Below are 18,946 nucleotides of genomic sequence, written 5' to 3' on the forward strand. Positions count from 1 at the left end.
ATGAGCGAAATCAAGACGCTTGAAATGCCAAAGTGGGGGCTTTCCATGGAAGAAGGCTTGCTCGCTCGGTGGGCAATCCAGGAGGGTGACAGCTTCACCCCAGGGCAGGAAATCTGTGAGATTGAAACCAGTAAAATCGTCAATGTGCTGGAGGCCCCCTTTGCCGGTACGTTACGTCGGATACTCGCCCGAGAGGGTGAGACGCTTCAGGTAGGCGCCGTGCTGGCCCTGGCGGCTGACGCTTCGGTCAGCGATGCTGACCTGGACGAATTCGCTGCCACTCTGGCTACGGCGAAATCCGCAGCCCCTGGCACGGAGGCTGCCGCGCCGGACGTAGCGGCACAGGCAGGCGCTAAGCCACCTTCCGTTGTTTCGCCGCCATCCAACAGCCCCGAGCCCCCCGTTGGGCAGACCGACATCCCCGTCAGTCTGCAAGGCGTGACCGATGTGACTCAGGTTAATGCCACGCCCCATGCGTTACGACTCTCTGCCCGCTGGGGTGTCGACCTGAAAAAAGTCCGCGGCAGCGGGCGCGGGGATCGTATCTCTGTTTCTGATCTGGAAAGCGCGATCGTTGCCGCCGGCGGTCGCCTGGCCTCCCCGACGCCCCCCGTTCGTCGCAGCAAAGCGCCCCGCTCGCATGCCGATGACAGCCAGGTATCGGCCACCCCGCTGGCGCGCCGTCTGGCCGGCAAGCTGGGTATCAACTTGCATGACTGCCGAAGCAGCGGTTCACGCGGCCGGGTGAGTCGCGATGATGTGCTGGCCGCGGCGTTGTTACTCGACGAGCACCCGCAGACCAGCCCGGTACAGGAGAGTACCCCGGTACCCTATGAAAGCATCCCCATGTCCGGTATGCGGCGGGCTATCGCCTCTCGCCTGCAAACGTCCAAGCAACAGTCTCCCCATTTCCGTTTGAGCGTCGATCTCGATCTGGAACGACTGTTAGCGCTACGTCAGGAAATTAACCGCGAAGTACCCGGCGTCAAGATTTCGGTTAATGACCTGCTGGTGAAGGCCTGCGCCCTGGCGCTGGTGGCCGTGCCTGACGTCAACATTCAGTTTGATGAAGCGACACAAAGTATCCGCCGCTTTGCGGATGCCGACATTTCAGTGGCCGTTGCGCTGCCTGCCGGGCTAATTACCCCTATTGTTCGCTCGGCGAACCGGAAATCAATTAGCGACATATCGAACGAAATTCACTCGCTGGTGACCAGGGCCAAAGCGGGCACGCTGAAGCCGGAAGAGTTCCAGGGGGGGACCTTTAGCGTGTCAAATCTGGGGATGCTTGGCGTCCGGCAGTTTGACGCCATCATCAATCCACCGCAAAGCGCAATCCTCGCCATTGGCGCCGGCGAAATGCGGGCGGTAGTACGCGACGGGCAAATCGTCGCGCGCCAGCAAATGACGGTATCGCTATCCTGCGATCACCGGGTTATCGATGGCGCGGCAGGTGCGGCTTTTCTCCGGGAACTCAGGCGACTGGCTGAAACCCCAACCTTGATGTTTATCCAGGAGACGAGCTATGCACGATAAATACGATGTGCTGATCATCGGCGGTGGTCCTGGGGGATATGTGGCCGCCATCCGTGCCGGCCAGCTAGGGCTTCGTACCGCATTAGTGGAAAAACAACATCTGGGCGGCATCTGCCTGAACTGGGGATGCATTCCAACCAAGGCGCTGTTGCATGGCGCTGAGGTCGCGCACAGTATCACCCATGCCAGTCAGCTGGGCATCAGCGTGGGTGAGGTGAACGTCGATCTGCAGAAACTGGTGCAGTTTAGCCGTACCGTATCGCAACAGCTCACCGGCGGGGTGGCGTACCTGTTGAAGAAAAATGGCGTGCAGGTCATTGATGGCACCGCGCGGCTGCGCGGCAAGGGGCAAATAACGGTCGAGGATGCCCGAGGGGAGATGCGCGATTACCGGGCCGATCACGTGATCCTGGCCACGGGCGCCCGACCACGCGCATTACCAGGCATCGCGCCAGATGGCGAATATATCTGGACCTATTTCGAAGCGCTGCGGCCTAAGCTATTGCCCAGGTCGCTATTAATCATCGGTTCAGGGGCGATTGGCGTCGAGTTCGCCAGCCTTTATAACGATCTGGGCTGTAAAGTGACGCTGGTCGAGCTGGCGTCGCAGATTTTGCCAGTGGAAGATGCCGAGGTGTCTGCAGCAGTGCGTAAGTCATTCGAAAAACGCGGTATTCAGGTCCATACCCAGACCCTGGTGACGCAAGTACAGCTCACCGGGACCGGGGTGCGCTGCACCATGAAAAACACCGGCGCCGAATATTCTCAGGACGTCGAACGTGTGCTGCTGGCGGTCGGCGTACAGCCGAATATTGAAGATCTGGGGCTGGAAACGCTGGGCGTCGAGTTAGACCGCGGTTTTATCAAGACGGACACCGCTTGTCGCACTAACGTATTCGGGCTTTATGCCATCGGCGATGTAGCCGGCCCGCCGTGCCTGGCGCACAAGGCCAGCCACGAAGGCGTGATCTGCGTTGAGACACTGGCTGGTGTCGAAGGCGCCCGCCCGCTTGATCGCGACTATGTGCCCGGTTGCACGTATGCCCGGCCCCAGGTTGCCAGTCTGGGCCTGACGGAATCGACGGCCCTGGCCAGGGGACGGCCCGTCAGGATCGGTAAGTTCTCCTGGCAGAATAATGGTAAGGCGCTGGCCAGCGGCGAGACAGAGGGTTTTGTGAAGACGATTTTCGATGCTGAAACCGGCGAGTTGCTGGGCGCGCATATGGTTGGCGCACAGGTCACGGAACTGATCCAGGGGTTTGGCATCGCCCGTCACCTGGAGGCCACAGATGAAAGTCTCCTGTCGATGATCTTCGCGCATCCAACACTTTCCGAAGCGATGCATGAATCCATCCTCGCGGCCTGCGATCAACCATTGCATCAATAAGAAATAAGGGAGGCGATAGCTGCGCGATACGGAGTAAGTTGTCCGTTATCCCTCCCGCACGCCCCGGCAGAAGATCCACCAGAACGGTTACGGCAGGATCTATTGATCTGAAACGCTAAACGCCAGGCGTAAATTCTGTATGTTTAGTAGACAACTCAACGACAGGAGGAGCGCTCTATGACACAGCACGAACGGTTTTGCCAGGCCTGCGGAATGCCGATGTCTGCACCCGATGCGCAAGGGGCCAGCGATAAATATTGCGCGTATTGCAGCGACAGCGACGGTAATCTGAAATCCTGGGAAGAGGCCGTATCCGGTCTGGCGGCTTTTCTCGACTCCTGGCAAAAGGTGGGCGTAGCGGAATCACGGAAACGGGCAAAACGTTACCTGACGGCGATGCCTGCCTGGGCGCACAAAGCGGACGAGTAATTTGCCCGGGCGGCGGGAAGAAATCATTCCGGGGGACAGACCGCCATGCCGACAACGATGCTATAACGTTTTTGAACGCCATCCGGACGGGAATAAATGCGCGTTTGTGGATGGCGACCTGCAGGCAGGAGCATGCATGGATGGGTTCTTCATGCGGATGAAATAAACGCCTGGCGTTCTCCCTCTTGTCAGGATGCGTTATTGCATGGTTTTTTAAGGGTTCGGTTTCTGTATTTAACCCGGCACTTTTCACGTCATACAACATATTGATGTGATGAATCTCTCATTTCAACGACACCAACTGGACAGTAAGTTATCGCGTGTGTTAGTTATTTAATCACACAAGAGAACAGATTTAATTTAAACAAAAGTTAAACCTTTCTCACTTTGCTAAAAAATTGCATTGATAATGCTTTGGATTCCTGAACCATTATCAAAAGGGTATGTGAACAGAAAGCCCTCAGAGACGCGAGTCTCTGAGGGCTTTTTTTTTGTTTTTTATCGCAGGAGTAAATAAATGTCTAAAGAACGTCGTCTCTCAAGAATATTCGCAAAAGATGGTAAATCCGTGACCTTAGCGCTGGATGGCTACTATTTTTCCACGAAAACAAATGGTATTGATAATACGATAAATCAGCTCCCTGCTCTGGTGGAACACGGCCTGGATTGCGCGCTCGTCACGTACGGCATGTTGAAGAATTATCGTGAAGCGCTGAACAGCGTTCCCGTTGTGTTACGCGTCGACAGCACGGTCAGTATCTTTGACAATACCGTTCCCGATACTACCCCCGTTTTTTCCGTCGAAGATGCGCTTAAAGTCGCTGCCGAGGGAGTGGTCTGCATGACCTTCCCCGGCGCCTTCAATGAAGAAAAAACCCACATTATGGCGATGCAACTCGCGCAGGCAGCGGATCGCTGGAACGTACCGCTGATTGTCGAATCGCTCCCGTATGGTTATCCCGTCACCAGCGATGACTCTAACAACCCGGCGATCATCGCTGCATCGGCCCGCGCAGCGGTGGAGCTGGGCGCGGACGTCATCAAAACGCGTTTTACCGGTTCACCAGAGGACCGACTGATCGTTGAAGCTGCTGGCGTGCCGGTGCTTGCCTTAGGGGGGCCAAAAACCGGCATCGATGGTTACTTCAAATTTGTTCAGCACTGTATGCAGATGGGTGCGAAAGGCGTGGCTGTGGGACGAAACATTACCCAGGATCCGCAGCCGGCGAAAGTGGTAGCAGGTCTGAATGCCATCATCCATGAAAACGCAACAGCGGAAGATGCATACAGCCTCTACATGGCTAAATAACATCGGAAATTAATATGATTTCAAATAACACCATCATCCCTTCCATCAGGAAGTATAAATACTTTGAGAAAGCATTATCCTGCCAGTCAGAATATGTGCTGCTATCCGAAGCGAATATCGGCAATCTGCAGTCGCTAATTGGCAAATGCCATCAAAGCGGTAAGAAGGTCCTCGTTCATCTTGAATTACTGGGTGGTTTTAAACCGGATCAGGCGGGGATCAATCTACTGAAAAATTATTATAAGGTTGATGGTGTTATTTCTTCCAATCTCTCCGCGCTACGCTACGCCAAAAAAGAGGGATTGCTGACCATATATCGGGTTTTACTTATCGATTCGCGATCGCTTGATCAGTCGCTCGATATTGTTAAACACAGTCCACCGGACGCAATTGAAATCTTACCTGCTGAATATGCCTGCCAGTGTCTGGAGTTGATTAGCCGAAATTTGAAAGGCTTTGATGTGGTATTCATCGCCGGAGGCTTTGTTAAGCGCAAATACCTTGTAGATAAAATATTCCATGCCGGATTTAAAGGGATAACCACCAGCGAGCCCGGCTTATGGTAACCAATAAGGAGTCCACGCGAATGAAAGATGAATACGTCATGGGCATCGACAATGGTGGAACCGTCACCAAGGCAGCCATCTATGACCGTAAAGGACAGGTTCTCGCGATCGCCTCAAAATCCACGCAGATGCTGACACCCCGGGAATTCCACACAGAGCGCAGTATCGATGAGCTGTGGGCCGCGAATGTCGAAGTGATTAAAAAAGCGATTGAGCAATCAGGTATTGATGCCAGCCAGATAAAAGGAGTGGCCGTCACCGGTCATGGTAACGGTCTGTATCTGGTTGACGAAGAAGGTCACCCGGTGCGTAACGGCATTATATCCACCGACAGCCGGGCAAAAGAGTACGTTGAGAGATGGCAACGCTCGCCAGAATTCCTTACCGACATTTTGCCAAAAACAATGCAGTCCATCTGGGCCGGACAACCTGTCGCCTTGCTGGCATGGCTGAAGGACTTCGAGCCCGAGACGCTGCAAAAAGCGCGTTATATTTTTATGGTCAAGGACCTGATCCGTTTTTACCTGACAGGAGAGGCTTTTCTTGAGCTGACCGATATCTCAGGCACCAACCTGATCAACGTACGTGACTGCAAGTATGACGATGAACTGCTGGCATGGTGGGGACTTGATGAACTGCGGGATAAATTGCCCCCCATCAAACGCTCAACGGAATGCTGCGGAAAAATCACTGACGATGTCGCCCGTCTGACCGGTTTATGCGCAGGTACGCCGGTTTCTGGCGGGGTGTTTGATATCTCGGCCTCTTCCATTGCCTCGGGGATCAACAGTCTCGATAAGATGGCGATCGTCACCGGCACCTGGAGCATAAACGAATACGTTACCGACCACCCGGTTATTGATAAAGACCTGTTTATGACCTCCATTTATCCCATTGAGGGTAAATGGCTCATCACCGAGGCCAGCCCCACCTCCGCGAGCAACCTGGAGTGGTTTATTAACAACTTTATGGAGAGCGATCGGAAAACCTCCGCCGAACAAGGATCGTCGGTCTATGACCTGTGCAATAAGCTGGTTTCGTCAACGACGCCGGATGAAAGCCACCTGCTGTTCTTTCCGTTCGTGTTTGGCTCTAACACCATTCCCGACGCCTCGGCCGGCTTTATCGGTGTAAACAGCTTTCATAAAAAAGCCCATTTTCTGCGGGCGATTTATGAGGGCGTGGCCTTTAGCCATCTCTACCACACCGAGCGCTTGCGCAATATTAACCCGAAGTTAAGCCGCACAATTCGTATTGCCGGCGGTGTCACGAACTCCCCGGTCTGGCTACAGATATTCGCCGATATCTTCCAGGCCACGCTGGAAATCGTTGACGTCAAAGAGCACGGGACCCTGGGTACCGCGATGACCGCAGCCGTCATGGTGGGCTGGTTTGCAGAGGTATTTGCTGCCTCAAACGAAATGGTCCATGTCTCACGCACCGTCTCCCCTAATCCGGAAAATCACCGGGTCTACCAGACCAAATACCAGCTTTATAAAAACCTGTTATCAGAAATGCAGTCGCCGTGGAAAAGCTGCAGCAACTACATTGCGCACTAAGTGAGGAAAAAATGGATCTGAATTTAACGAATCGTACGGCCATCGTGACAGGCGGCGCAACCGGCCTGGGGAAAGAGTTTGTTCTTTCTCTCGCCAAAGAAGGCGTCAATATCTGCTTTACCTATATGCGGGAAGAAGAGCATCCCGAACGGCTGATCGAAACGGTGAAGGCCAGCGCGAACGTAGAGATCATCGCGGTTAAAACCGATCTCTCTGACGAACAGAGCCGGGAAAATCTGTTTGCCACCTGTATCGACAGACTGGGCAAAGCCGACATTCTGGTGAATAACGCCGGGATCTGGCTGAGCGGCTACGTCACCGAGATCAGCCCGCAGGACTGGGATCTGGTGATGAATGTCAATCTGAAAGCCATCTTCCATCTCAGCCAGCTATTTGTAAATCACTGCCTGCAGCATGACCGGATGGGCAGCATTCTGAATATTACCTCGCAGGCCGCGTTCCACGGCTCCACGACGGGACATGCGCACTACGCGGCAAGTAAGGCCGGTCTGGTCGCCTTTGCTATCTCTCTGGCGCGGGAAGTCGCCAAACAAAAAATCAATGTGAACAATATCGCCGTCGGGATCATGGATACTGCGATGATCCGTAAGAACATTGAGCAAAACCCTGACTATTACGTCAGTCGTATTCCGGTGGGCCGCGTGGCCCAGCCTCAGGAAATTGCCGACATCGGTGTCTTCATGGTTTCTCCTAAAACCAGCTATATGACGGGAGCAACTCTGGACGTTACCGGCGGTATGTTGATGCGTTAATCGAGGGAGAATCATTATGAAATGTCTGGCAATTGCCGATCTGTTTATCAATGCAGCAATGATGGAATCAGGACTGAAAGCGCTCAGGGATAACGGGATTGAAGTCGAAGTACGCGAGTGGTCACATGACTCCATTGAGAAACTTCAGGAAGATAATCTGCGGGTTGAACAGGAAGGCGCGGAAGCCGTGGCCTTACCGGAAGATCTGCTTCAGGGAGCGGGTGATATTGACATCCTGATCACTCAGTTTGCCCCCGTCAATACTGCGGTGTTCGATAAACTACCCACGCTGAAATATGTAGGCGTACTCCGCGGTGGCGTGGAAAACGTGAATCTTGAGGTGGCGAACGCCCGGGGCGTTGAGGTGATGAACACCCCGGGGCGTAACGCTCGCAGCGTCGCTGAATTCACGGTCGGCATGATCCTGGCGGAAATGCGCAATATCGCCCGGTCACACGATGCCCTGCGTGATAAATACTGGCGTAAAGACAGCCCGAACCATCAGGCGATCCCGGAGCTTGGCGGAAAAGTCGTGGGGCTGGTTGGCCTCGGCCATATTGCCCAACTGGTCGCGGGATTTCTCAGCGGCTTTGGCACGGAGATTATCTTTTACGATAAGTACGTTGCAGGCCATGAACGTTATGAGAAAGTCGATTCACTGGACGAACTGGTACAACGCGCCGACGTTATCTCGTTACATGCTCGCCTGACGCCGGAAACCGAAAATCTGATTAACGCACACCATTTCGCGCTGATGAAGCGCAGTGCCATCATTGTTAACACGGCACGCTCCGGGTTAATCAATGAAAAAGAGATGATTGATGCGCTCAGATCCGGGCAAATCATGGGCGCCGCGCTTGATACCTTTGATGACGAACCGCTTCCTGACGACAGTGCATTCTATACCCTGAATAACGTGACCATTACGCCCCATATTGCCGGGAGTACCATTGACGCATTCAGTAATTCGCCCAAACGCTTCGCTGAGATCCTTTTAAAGAAACTCAGTTAAATACTAAAAGAACCATTAAAGGTATTAACAGGGCCCAATGGGCACGGGTTAACTCGTGCCCAATTCGCCCGCCTTTTAAGGAATCATTATGGATATTATCAACAGCATTATTAGTCTGGGGGCATCAGTAATGATGCCAGTAATATTCTTTATTATCGCGCTTTGCTTTGGCGTTAAAATCGGTACGGCATTTAAAGCAGGGATGCTGGTCGGCATTGGTTTTGAAGGGGTGGGGCTGGTGATTGGCCTGCTGCTGACAAACCTGGGCCCGGCATCGCAGGCGATGGTTGAGCGTATCGGCCTGCAGTTAACGGTCGTTGATACCGGTTGGCCTACCGCATCGACTATTGGCTGGGGTTCGCCGCTGATGCTGCCCGTCGTGGTGGGCTTTATCGTCATCAACCTGGCCATGCTTCTGTTGAAATTAACCAAAACGGTGAATATCGATATTTTTAACTACTGGATTTTCCTGATCATGGGGTCTGTGGTCTATGCCGGAACGGGAAATTACTGGCTTTCTGTCGGTATTACTTTCGCTATTTTTGTGTTGACGCTATTGGCCGCAGATTTAACGGCGCCGTATTTACAAAAAAACTATAATCTTAAAGGGATATCATTCCCACATCTTACCTGTATAGCTTACGTGCCGTTTGGCATTGCCTGTAATTACATCATTGATAAGATCCCGCTCATCAATAAAATCAATTTCGATCCGGAAAGTATTAATAAAAAATTCGGCGTTTTTGGCGAGCCTCTTACCCTGGGGTTTGTGCTGGGACTGCTGTTGGCTTTCCTGGCTGGATATGACATTTCCGCTGCCGTTTCACTGGCCATTAAGGTTTCAGCCGCCATGCTGCTGCTGCCGAAAATGATTGAAATTCTGGTGCAGGGATTGTTGATTGTTCGTGATGCAGCTGAAGCAAAACTGAAGGCTAAATTTCCGGGGCGCGATTTTTACATCGGGATGGATACGGCGTTATTGATCGGTGAACCTTCGGTACTGGCGACCGGTCTGCTGTTAATCCCTATGGCTGTGGTGCTGTCTATCATTCTGCCCGGCAACCGCGTACTGCCCTTTGTCGATCTGGCTTCGTTAATGTTCCTGCTGGCAATGGTCACGCCGTTCTGTAAACGAAATATGTTCCGCATGTTCATAACCGGAACCCTGATCGTGACCTGCATCCTGTATGTCGGGACGGACATTTCGCAAGAATATACTCAGGCGGCGGTGAACTCACATATTCCGGTACCGGAAGGGATGGCCGAGATCACCAATATCGTCGGCGGCGCCACGACGCCTGTCGGCTGGCTGGCCGTCAAATTTGGCGAGTTTTTTAGCGCCACACCTTAGTACAAGACCACTTAAGTAAACAGAGGGCAAACTGTTGCCCTCTGTTTCTTCCTCTCATTCTGTGCGCTGAATAGCTGGCTCAGCGACGCCCCTGGTTTGAACATCTGACCAGCGCGTCCGCCCCCTGCGCGGCGAGGTGGCTCATTTCTTTTGTGACCCCTCCCGTTTTCAACTCTACCTGCTATGCTCCTTCTTTCCCTGTTCACAGGAGATCCCGATGCTGACTATCTGGGGCCGAAAAACTTCCTCTAACGTGCAGGCGCTGATGTGGTGTGTTGGCGAGCTTGGGCTGGACTATCTCCGCTTCGACGTGGGCCATCGCTATGGCGGTACCGACAGCGAGGCGTTTTATCAGCTCAATCCCAATCGTACGGTGCCAGTGCTGCAGGATGGCGATAATCCGCCGCTGTGGGAAACCGGCGCGATCCTTCGCTATTTAGCCAGTCGCTACGCCGACGACGCCTTCTGGCCGGGCGACCTGCTGGCTCGTACTGAGATTGATCGCTGGGCCGAGTGGTCAAAGCAGAATATTGCCCTCGGCTTTACGGCGCCGGTGTTCTGGCGCGTGGTGCGCACGCCTGCCGCCGAGCGGGATCCGCAGGCCATCGCCGCGGCGGTGACGGCCCTGGAGCAAAAGCTGGCGATTGCCGAGGAACGTCTCGCCGGCAGTCGCTATCTGGTGGGCGATACGCTCACCCTGGCCGACATCCAGTTTGGTCATGTGCTGTACCGCTACTTTGCAATCGATATCACCCGTCGCCCCCTACCCCATCTTGCGGCCTATTATGCACGGCTAACCGCACGGCCCGCCTTTCGCCAACACGTCATGGTCAGCTACGACGAGCTGAAGGTCTGAAGATGGTCGGTAGCGCCTCCCGACGCTACCGACACGCTGGTTAACGCGCCATCAGGACAAACACGCCCCAGCCGAGATATTCCCGGGTCCAGGTGACATGGTGCAGCGGCGCGGTGGTCAACTGCTGGCGAACCTCCGGCGCGAAGTCATCGTGCGGATTGGCCTCCAGCCAGCGGCGCATCGTCAGCCATTTCGCCGCTTCATAACGATCCCAGCCCTCCTGGTCCGCCAGCACCATCTCCACTACGTCATAGCCCAGTTCGCCGAAGTGGGCGACCAGCGCCGGCAGCGTCAGGAAGTCGTCGGGAGAGTGCGCGCCGCAGGCAACCGCCTCTTCCGCCGTGGCGGGGCGTTTGCGCCACCATGGCTCGCCGATCAGCAGCATGCCGCCTGGATTAAGGCTCTGCTTCAGCAGCGCAATCGTGCCTGCCACGCCGCCGCCGATCCACGTTGCCCCCACGCAGGCGGCAATATCGCACGGCTGACTGGCGACATACCCGCTGGCATCCTGGTGCAAAAAGGTCACCCGGTCGCTCACCCCGAGCGCCTCTGCCCGGGCGGCCGCCTGCTGGCTGAACAGCAGGCTCATGTCCACCCCGGTGCCGACGATCTGATGATCGCGCGCCCAGCTACAGAGCATCTCTCCGGAGCCGCTGCCGAGGTCAAGAATGGAGGCGCCCGGCGCCATTCGCAGCGCCCGCCCCAGCGTGGCGTACTTTTCCGGGGTAAAAGGGTTATGAATACGGTGTTCGCTTTCACTGATAGTAAAAATGCGAGGGATATCGATCATGGTTTTTTCTCCTTGAGAGCCATACGCCCGGGCAGCGACCCTGCCCGGGTCGCTGTATCAGCGGTTGTCCGCCTGCGCGCGAACGTTGGTCAAACCGGTGATGTTGATCCGGTACGGCTGGCCATTCACCGACTTAATCAGCTTTTTGGTTTTGAGCTTTTTGAAGACCGCGAGGGTGCAGTCGCTCAGCAACAGCCCTTCCCGGGTGTAGCATTCGACGGCGGTAATGCGGCCGGAGGTATCACGGACGTGCGCAATACGGCCACCTTTGGCGAGTACGTGTAAGGTCCGTTGTTCCTGACGGGATAAATTCATACTGAAACCTGTTCATTATCATGTGCGAAAACATGCCTACACCCGCAGGTGTGTGCGTAAGGTTTAAGCGCAGCGATAATCAGTCCGGCCTGGGCAGGTCGGGAAGCTGATTATCTGATAATGACATTCTCCAGCATCGAAGCCTCGGTGAGCATTGAAAGGTATTTACCGGCTGAATGTTAACACCTTCATCTGGTAAGGGTATTGCACAGATTAAAAACTGTGATCGGCGTTATGATTTACCTTCACCCTCCCCGGCATTTTGCCTTTTCCGCCCCCCGCTTTGTTCCTCAACGTTAACCACCGCCTTATCTCTCTCGCATTGTTAAATAATTGTTGTCAGATCACAAAATAGAAACAAAAAGGCCATTTCGTACGCATTTTATAAAAATGTAGATATTTTTAATTTATGGCTACGAAATGAACATCACCCTGACCTTCCATTCCATTGCGAGGAACGATCCTGATGAACGCCCTGACCGCAGTAAAACCGACATCCGCGCCGTTAGCTCAACAATTCCCTGGCTTTACCGTCGCCCCTTCCGCCCAGTCGCCGCGCCTGCTGGAGCTCACCTTTTCCGCCGACACCACCGCCCAGTTTCTGCAGCAGGTCACGCAGTGGCCGGTGCAGGCGCTGGAGTACAAATCTTTCTTACGCTTTCAGGTGGGCAAGATCCTCGACGATCTGTGCGGCAACCAGCTGCAGCCGCTGCTGATCAAAACGCTGCTCGACCGCGCGGAAGGCGTGCTGCTGATCAACGGCGAAGGGATCGATCACGTCAGCCAGGCCGAGGAGATGGTCAAGCTGGCCACCGCCGTGGCGCACCTGATTGGCCGTTCCAATTTCGACGCCATGAGCGGCCAGTATTACGCCCGTTTCGTGGTGAAAAACGTCGATAACTCCGACAGCTATCTGCGCCAGCCGCACCGGGTGATGGAGCTGCACAACGACGGCACCTACGTCGAAGAGCAAACCGACTATGTGCTGATGATGAAGATCGACGAGCAGAACATGCAGGGCGGCAATTCCCTGCTGCTGCATCTCGACGACTGGGAGCACCTCGACGAATTCTTCCGCGACCCGCTCGCCCGCCGCCCGATGCGCTGGGCCGCGCCGCCGAGCAAAAACGTCAGCAAAGATGTCTTCCACCCGGTATTCGACGTCGACCAGCTGGGTCGCCCGGTGATGCGCTATATCGACCAGTTCGTCCAGCCGAAAGATTTCGAAGAAGGCACCTGGCTGAGCCGCCTCTCCGACGCGCTGGAGACCAGCAAAAACATTCTTTCTGTACCGGTTCCGGTAGGCAAATTTCTGTTGATAAACAACCTGTTCTGGCTGCACGGCCGCGACCGCTTTACGCCGCACCCGGACCTGCGCCGCGAGCTGATGCGCCAGCGCGGCTACTTTGCGTATTCCACGAATCATTACCAGACTCATCAATAAGGGTTTTCAGGCGAAGGAATTGAGCGGATGTATGATTTCGTGATTATCGGCGGCGGCATCATCGGCATGTCGACCGCCATGCAGTTAATTGAGATTTACCCGGATGCCCGCATTACGCTGCTGGAAAAAGAGGCCGGCCCGGCCTGCCATCAGACCGGCCATAACAGCGGCGTGATCCACGCCGGGGTGTACTACACGCCCGGCAGCCTCAAGGCGCAGTTTTGCCTCGCCGGCAACCGCGCCACCAAAGCCTTTTGCGAGCAGAACGGCATCCGCTACGACGTCTGCGGCAAGATGCTGGTCGCCACCTCGCCGCTGGAGATGGAGCGGATGCGCGCCCTGTGGGATCGCACCGCCGCCAACGGCCTGCAGCGGGAATGGCTGAGCGCCGGGGAGCTGCGCGAGCGCGAACCGAACATCAGCGGACTCGGCGGGATCTTCGTCCCTTCCAGCGGCATCGTCAGCTACCGCGACGTGGCGGCGGCGATGGCGAAGAACTTCGAATCGAAAGGCGGCGCCATCGTCTACAACGCCGAAGTCAGCGCCCTGAAAGAACACGCCAGCGGCGTGGTCGTCCACACCCGCCAGGGCGGCGAGTATGAGGCCTCGACGCTGATTACCTGTTCCGGGCTGATGGCCGATCGACTGGTGAAAATGCTCGGCGTCGATCCCGGGTTTATCATCTGCCCGTTCCGCGGGGAATATTTCCAGCTCGCTCCGCAGCACAATCAGATCGTCAACCATCTGATCTATCCGATCCCCGATCCGGCGATGCCGTTCCTCGGCGTCCACCTGACCCGCATGATCGACGGCAGCGTCACCGTCGGCCCCAACGCCGTGCTGGCCCTGAAGCGCGAAGGCTATCGCAAGCGCGATATTTCGCTGGCCGATACCCTGGAGATCCTCACCTCGCCCGGCATTCGCCGGGTACTGCAAAACAACCTGCGCTCCGGGCTGGGCGAAATGAAAAATTCGCTGTGCCGAAGCGGCTATCTGCGGCTGGTGCAGAAATACTGCCCGAGCCTGACATTAAGCGATTTGCGCCCGTGGCCGGCCGGCGTGCGGGCGCAGGCGGTGTCGCCGCAGGGCAAACTGATCGACGATTTTCTCTTCGTCACCACCGCGCGTTCCATTCACACCTGTAACGCGCCGTCACCCGCGGCGACGTCGGCTATCCCGATCGGCGCGCATATCGTCAGCAAGGTGCAGACCCTGCTGGCCAGCCAGAGCAATCCCGGACGCACGCTGCGTGCGGCACGTAGCGTGGAGACACTACACGCCGCTTTTACCCGTTAACCCCCTGAAGACAGGAAGCGATTATGCAACTCAACGATATGACTCTGTTTCGCCAGCAGGCGCTGATTGATGGTCAGTGGCGCGATGCGCCCAACGGCGACGTGATTGCGGTGACCAACCCCGCCAACGGCGAGCAGCTCGGCAGCGTGCCGAAAATGGGCGCTGACGAAACCCGACAAGCGATCGAAGCCGCTAACCGCGCCCTTCCCGCCTGGCGCGCCCTCACCGCCAAAGAGCGGGCGAATATTCTGCGCCGCTGGTTCGATCTCATGCTGGAGAACCAGGACGATCTCGCCCGTCTGATGACCCTCGAACAGGGGAAACCGCTGGCGGAAGCCAAAGGCGAAATCAGCTACGCCGCCTCCTTTATTGAATGGTTCGCCGAAGAAGGTAAACGCATTTACGGCGACACCATTCCGGGCCACCAGGCCGACAAGCGCCTGCTGGTGATTAAGCAGCCCATCGGCGTCACCGCCGCCATCACCCCGTGGAACTTCCCGGCGGCGATGATCACCCGCAAAGCGGGCCCGGCGCTGGCCGCGGGCTGCACCATGGTCCTGAAACCGGCCAGCCAGACGCCGTTTTCCGCGCTGGCGCTGGCCGAACTGGCGAATCGCGCCGGGATCCCCGCCGGGGTGTTCAACGTCGTCACCGGCTCAGCCGGCGCGGTCGGCGGCGAACTGACCAGCAACCCGCTGGTACGCAAGCTCTCCTTTACCGGCTCGACCGAGATTGGCCGCCAGCTGATGGAGCAGTGCGCGAAAGACATCAAAAAAGTCTCCCTGGAGCTGGGCGGCAACGCGCCGTTTATCGTCTTCGACGATTCCGATCTCGATAAAGCCGTCGAGGGGGCGCTGGCGTCGAAGTTCCGCAACGCCGGGCAAACCTGCGTCTGCGCCAACCGCCTGTACGTCCAGGACGGGGTGTATGACCGTTTCGCCGAGAAGCTGCAGCAGGCGGTGGAAAAACTGCGCATCGGCGACGGCCTGCAGGAGGGCGTCACGACCGGCCCGCTGATCGACGAGAAAGCCGTCGCCAAAGTTGAAGAACACATTGCCGACGCCATCGCCAAAGGCGCAAAGGTGGTTACCGGCGGCAAACCGCACGCCCTGGGCGGCAACTTCTTCCAGCCCACCATCCTGGTCAACGTGCCCGACAGCGCCAAAGTGGCGAAAGAGGAGACCTTCGGCCCGCTGGCCCCGCTGTTCCGCTTTAAAGATGAAGCCGACGTCATTGCCCAGGCCAACGATACCGAGTTCGGTCTCGCCGCCTATTTCTACGCCCGCGATCTGAGCCGTGTGTTCCGCGTCGGCGAAGCGCTGGAGTACGGCATCATCGGCATCAATACCGGAATTATCTCCACCGAAGTCGCCCCGTTCGGCGGCGTTAAGGCCTCCGGCCTCGGCCGCGAAGGGTCGAAGTACGGCATCGAAGACTACTTAGAAATCAAATACATGTGTATTGGCCTTTAACAGGAGTGACGGATGAACAGCAATAAAGCAATGATGGCGCGTCGCAACGACGCGGTCCCGCGCGGCGTCGGCCAGATCCATCCTGTCTTCGCCGAGCGCGCGGAAAACTGCCGGGTGTGGGACGTCGAAGGGCGGGAATATCTCGATTTTGCCGGCGGTATCGCGGTGCTCAATACCGGCCACCTGCATCCGCAGATTGTCGCCGCCGTGGAGGACCAGCTGAAAAAGCTGTCCCATACCTGCTTCCAGGTGCTGGCCTACGAGCCCTACCTGGCGCTGTGCGAAAAGATGAACCAGAAGGTGCCTGGTGATTTCGCCAAGAAAACCCTGCTGGTGACCACCGGGTCGGAAGCGGTGGAGAACGCAGTGAAGATCGCCCGCGCGGCAACCGGGCGCAGCGGCGCGATCGCCTTCACCGGCGCCTATCACGGCCGCACTCACTACACCCTGTCACTGACCGGTAAAGTGAATCCATACTCCGCCGGTATGGGCTTAATGCCGGGTCACGTCTATCGCGCCCTCTATCCGTGCGCGCTGCACGGCGTCAGCGATGAAGAGGCGATCGCCAGCATCCATCGTATCTTCAAAAACGATGCCGCGCCGGAAGATATCGCCGCCATCATTATCGAGCCGGTGCAGGGTGAAGGCGGATTCTATGCCGCCTCCCCGGCCTTTATGCAGCGCCTGCGCGCCCTGTGCGACGAGCACGGCATTATGCTCATCGCCGATGAAGTACAGAGCGGCGCGGGCCGCACCGGTACCCTGTTCGCCATGGAGCAGATGGGCGTCGCGGCGGATATCACCACCTTCGCCAAATCCATCGCCGGCGGTTTCCCGCTGGCGGGCGTCACCGGCCGCGCGGAGGTGATGGACGCCATCGCCCCGGGCGGACTGGGCGGCACCTACGCCGGCAACCCCATCGCCTGCGCCGCCGCCCTGGCGGTATTGCAGATTTTCGAGCAGGAGAATCTGCTGGAAAAAGCCAACCAGCTCGGCGATACCCTGCGCCAGGGCCTGCTGGCGATCGCAGAAGATCATCCGGAGATCGGCGACGTGCGCGGTCTGGGAGCGATGATCGCCATTGAGCTGTTTGAAGAGGGCGACCACAGCAGGCCGAACGCCAGGCTGACGGCGGATATTGTCGCCCGGGCGCGCGACAAAGGTCTGATTCTGCTCTCCTGCGGGCCGTACTACAACGTGCTGCGCATCCTGGTGCCGCTGACCATCGAAGAGGCGCAGATCGAGCAGGGGCTGAAGATCATCGCCGACTGCTTTACCGAGGCGAAACAGGCATAGCACAACAGACATGCGGACACGAAGTACGTTAGTAAGGGAATAAAGACGAGACCTGCAAAACAACAATAATACGCGTGCCCCGGCGCGGGAATGTCGGGGCGCTCTCCCAGGTGACACACTTCGAGAGGGTAAATGATGGGGCAACTGTCGCAATCACAGGATTTAGGGGCGGGGCTGAAGTCGCGCCACGTCACGATGTTATCTATCGCCGGGGTGATCGGCGCGAGTTTATTTGTCGGATCCAGCGTCGCCATTGCCGAGGCAGGCCCGGCGGTGCTGCTGGCCTATCTGTTTGCCGGGCTACTGGTGGTGATGATTATGCGTATGCTGGCCGAAATGGCGGTCGCCACGCCGGATACCGGCTCCTTTTCCACCTACGCCGATAAAGCCATCGGCCGTTGGGCGGGGTATACCATCGGCTGGCTGTACTGGTGGTTTTGGGTATTGGTTATTCCGCTGGAAGCCAATATCGCGGCGATTATTTTGCATTCATGGGTGCCGGGCGTCCCGGTGTGGCTGTTCTCTCTGGTCATCACCCTCGCCCTCACCGGCAGTAACCTGCTGAGCGTCAAAAACTACGGTGAATTCGAGTTCTGGCTGGCGCTGTGCAAAGTGGTCGCTATTCTGGCGTTTATCATACTGGGCGCGGTCGCCATTACCGGCTTTTATCCGTATGCCGAAGTGAGCGGCATTTCGCGTCTGTGGGATCACGGCGGCTTTATGCCCAACGGCTTCGGCGCGGTGCTGAGCGCGATGCTGATCACCATGTTCTCGTTTATGGGCGCGGAGATTGTCACTATTGCCGCCGCCGAATCGGATACCCCGGATAAACATATCGTGCGCGCCACCAACTCGGTGATCTGGCGTATCTCTATTTTTTATCTGTGCTCGATCTTTATCGTCGTCGCCCTCATCCCATGGAATATGCCGGGGCTGAAGAGCATCGGCTCCTACCGCTCGGTGCTCGAGCTGCTGCATATTCCCTATGCCAAGCTGATTATGGACGGCGTGATCCTCCTGTCGGTCACCAGCTGTCTGAACTCGGCGCTGTATACCGCCTCGCGGATGCTCTACTCCCTGAGCCGCCGCGGCGATGCGCCGGCCTTCATGGGGCGGACCAACCGCAGCAAAACGCCGTACGTGGCGGTGCTCCTCTCCACCGGCGCGGCGTTCCTCACCGTGGTGGTGAACTACTACGCGCCAGCCAAGGTGTTTAAATTCCTCATCGACAGCTCCGGCGCCATCGCCCTGCTGGTCTATCTGGTGATCGCCGTTTCGCAACTGCGGATGCGTAAAATCCTTCAGGCGCAAGGCGGCGAGATCCGTCTCAGAATGTGGCTCTATCCGTACCTGACCTGGCTGGTGATCGCCTTTATCACCTTCGTGCTGGTGGTGATGCTGTTCCGTCCGGCGCAGCAGCTGGAGGTGATCTCTACCGGCCTGTTAGCATTGGGAATTATTTGTACGGTACCGATTATGTCGCGCTGGAAAAAGCTGGTATTGTGGCAAAAACTGCCGCTGCAAAATACGCGTTAACCCTGTTCCCGGCCCCCGC

At 56.7% G+C, this 18,946-nt stretch carries 17 protein-coding genes; 15 read left to right on the plus strand and 2 right to left on the minus strand.

Features of this window, described 5'->3' with window-relative positions; all coding sequences use genetic code 11:
- The 10 genes from ABLV04_RS18265 (at position 1) to ABLV04_RS18310 (ending at position 10,778) form a co-directional block, all read left to right on the plus strand.
- Positions 1-1,536 carry a 2-oxo acid dehydrogenase subunit E2 gene (locus ABLV04_RS18265; protein ID WP_117135882.1) on the plus strand — a complete coding sequence of 512 codons (1,536 nt, stop codon included), beginning with the start codon at positions 1-3 and terminating at the stop codon, positions 1,534-1,536.
- Entirely contained in the window at positions 1,526-2,923 is a 1,398-nt protein-coding gene (lpdA, locus tag ABLV04_RS18270) for a dihydrolipoyl dehydrogenase (protein ID WP_180266405.1), read from the plus strand. The genes ABLV04_RS18265 and lpdA overlap by 11 nt, the downstream gene beginning before the upstream one ends.
- Positions 2,924-3,100: 177 nt before the next feature.
- Positions 3,101-3,352 (plus strand): zinc ribbon domain-containing protein, encoded by a 252-nt coding sequence (locus ABLV04_RS18275; protein WP_023288528.1) that lies wholly within the window; start codon positions 3,101-3,103, stop codon positions 3,350-3,352.
- 517 nt (positions 3,353-3,869) lie between these two features.
- The gene (locus ABLV04_RS18280; protein WP_002889868.1) at positions 3,870-4,661 is read left to right on the plus strand and encodes a phospho-2-dehydro-3-deoxyheptonate aldolase; all 792 of its coding nucleotides are present in this window, start codon (positions 3,870-3,872) and stop codon (positions 4,659-4,661) included.
- 14 nt (positions 4,662-4,675) lie between these two features.
- A complete protein-coding gene (locus tag ABLV04_RS18285; RefSeq protein ID WP_135719234.1) occupies positions 4,676-5,227 on the plus strand; it encodes a glycerol-3-phosphate responsive antiterminator in 552 nt (183 codons plus the stop codon).
- Positions 5,228-5,247: 20 nt separating this feature from the next.
- Positions 5,248-6,786 carry an FGGY-family carbohydrate kinase gene (locus ABLV04_RS18290; protein WP_048296783.1) on the plus strand — a complete coding sequence of 513 codons (1,539 nt, stop codon included), beginning with the start codon at positions 5,248-5,250 and terminating at the stop codon, positions 6,784-6,786.
- Between the two features lie 11 nt (positions 6,787-6,797).
- Positions 6,798-7,559: an SDR family oxidoreductase gene (locus tag ABLV04_RS18295; protein ID WP_023288524.1), complete on the plus strand. Its 762-nt coding sequence runs from the start codon at positions 6,798-6,800 to the stop codon at positions 7,557-7,559.
- Between the two features lie 16 nt (positions 7,560-7,575).
- Positions 7,576-8,571: a 2-hydroxyacid dehydrogenase gene (locus ABLV04_RS18300; RefSeq protein WP_044521147.1), complete on the plus strand. Its 996-nt coding sequence runs from the start codon at positions 7,576-7,578 to the stop codon at positions 8,569-8,571.
- An 88-nt stretch (positions 8,572-8,659) separates the two neighbouring features.
- Complete coding sequence (locus ABLV04_RS18305; RefSeq protein WP_023288522.1) at positions 8,660-9,922, plus strand: PTS transporter subunit IIC; 1,263 nt, start codon at positions 8,660-8,662, stop codon at positions 9,920-9,922.
- 217 nt (positions 9,923-10,139) lie between these two features.
- Positions 10,140-10,778 carry a glutathione S-transferase family protein gene (locus ABLV04_RS18310; protein ID WP_101978122.1) on the plus strand — a complete coding sequence of 213 codons (639 nt, stop codon included), beginning with the start codon at positions 10,140-10,142 and terminating at the stop codon, positions 10,776-10,778.
- A gap of 40 nt (positions 10,779-10,818) precedes the next feature.
- Here the strand turns inward: ABLV04_RS18310 and ABLV04_RS18315 are convergent, their stop codons facing one another.
- Together ABLV04_RS18315 and ABLV04_RS18320 are read right to left on the minus strand one after the other, a co-directional pair.
- The gene (locus ABLV04_RS18315; RefSeq protein ID WP_032453047.1) at positions 10,819-11,568 is read right to left on the minus strand and encodes a class I SAM-dependent methyltransferase; all 750 of its coding nucleotides are present in this window, start codon (positions 11,566-11,568) and stop codon (positions 10,819-10,821) included.
- A 57-nt stretch (positions 11,569-11,625) separates the two neighbouring features.
- Positions 11,626-11,883, minus strand: a complete 258-nt coding sequence (locus tag ABLV04_RS18320; RefSeq protein WP_044521137.1) for a YjhX family toxin — start codon at positions 11,881-11,883, stop codon at positions 11,626-11,628.
- Positions 11,884-12,349: 466 nt separating this feature from the next.
- Between ABLV04_RS18320 and glaH the strand changes: the two genes are divergently transcribed.
- The 5 genes from glaH to gabP all read left to right on the plus strand — a co-directional run bounded on the left by glaH (position 12,350) and on the right by gabP (position 18,927).
- Positions 12,350-13,327, plus strand: a complete 978-nt coding sequence (gene glaH, locus ABLV04_RS18325) for a glutarate dioxygenase GlaH (protein ID WP_180266404.1) — start codon at positions 12,350-12,352, stop codon at positions 13,325-13,327.
- Between the two features lie 27 nt (positions 13,328-13,354).
- A complete protein-coding gene (gene lhgO / locus ABLV04_RS18330) occupies positions 13,355-14,623 on the plus strand; it encodes an L-2-hydroxyglutarate oxidase (protein ID WP_180266403.1) in 1,269 nt (422 codons plus the stop codon).
- 23 nt (positions 14,624-14,646) lie between these two features.
- A complete protein-coding gene (gene gabD / locus ABLV04_RS18335) occupies positions 14,647-16,095 on the plus strand; it encodes an NADP-dependent succinate-semialdehyde dehydrogenase (RefSeq protein ID WP_180266402.1) in 1,449 nt (482 codons plus the stop codon).
- 12 nt (positions 16,096-16,107) lie between these two features.
- Positions 16,108-17,391: a 4-aminobutyrate--2-oxoglutarate transaminase gene (gabT, locus tag ABLV04_RS18340; protein ID WP_023288515.1), complete on the plus strand. Its 1,284-nt coding sequence runs from the start codon at positions 16,108-16,110 to the stop codon at positions 17,389-17,391.
- Between the two features lie 135 nt (positions 17,392-17,526).
- Positions 17,527-18,927: a GABA permease gene (gabP, locus tag ABLV04_RS18345; RefSeq protein ID WP_032453065.1), complete on the plus strand. Its 1,401-nt coding sequence runs from the start codon at positions 17,527-17,529 to the stop codon at positions 18,925-18,927.
- Positions 18,928-18,946 lie beyond the last annotated feature (19 nt).

Origin of the sequence: Klebsiella sp. JN_Kp127 (assembly GCF_040062505.1) — a bacterium.
GTDB classification, from domain to species: Bacteria; Pseudomonadota; Gammaproteobacteria; order Enterobacterales; family Enterobacteriaceae; genus Klebsiella; species Klebsiella quasipneumoniae.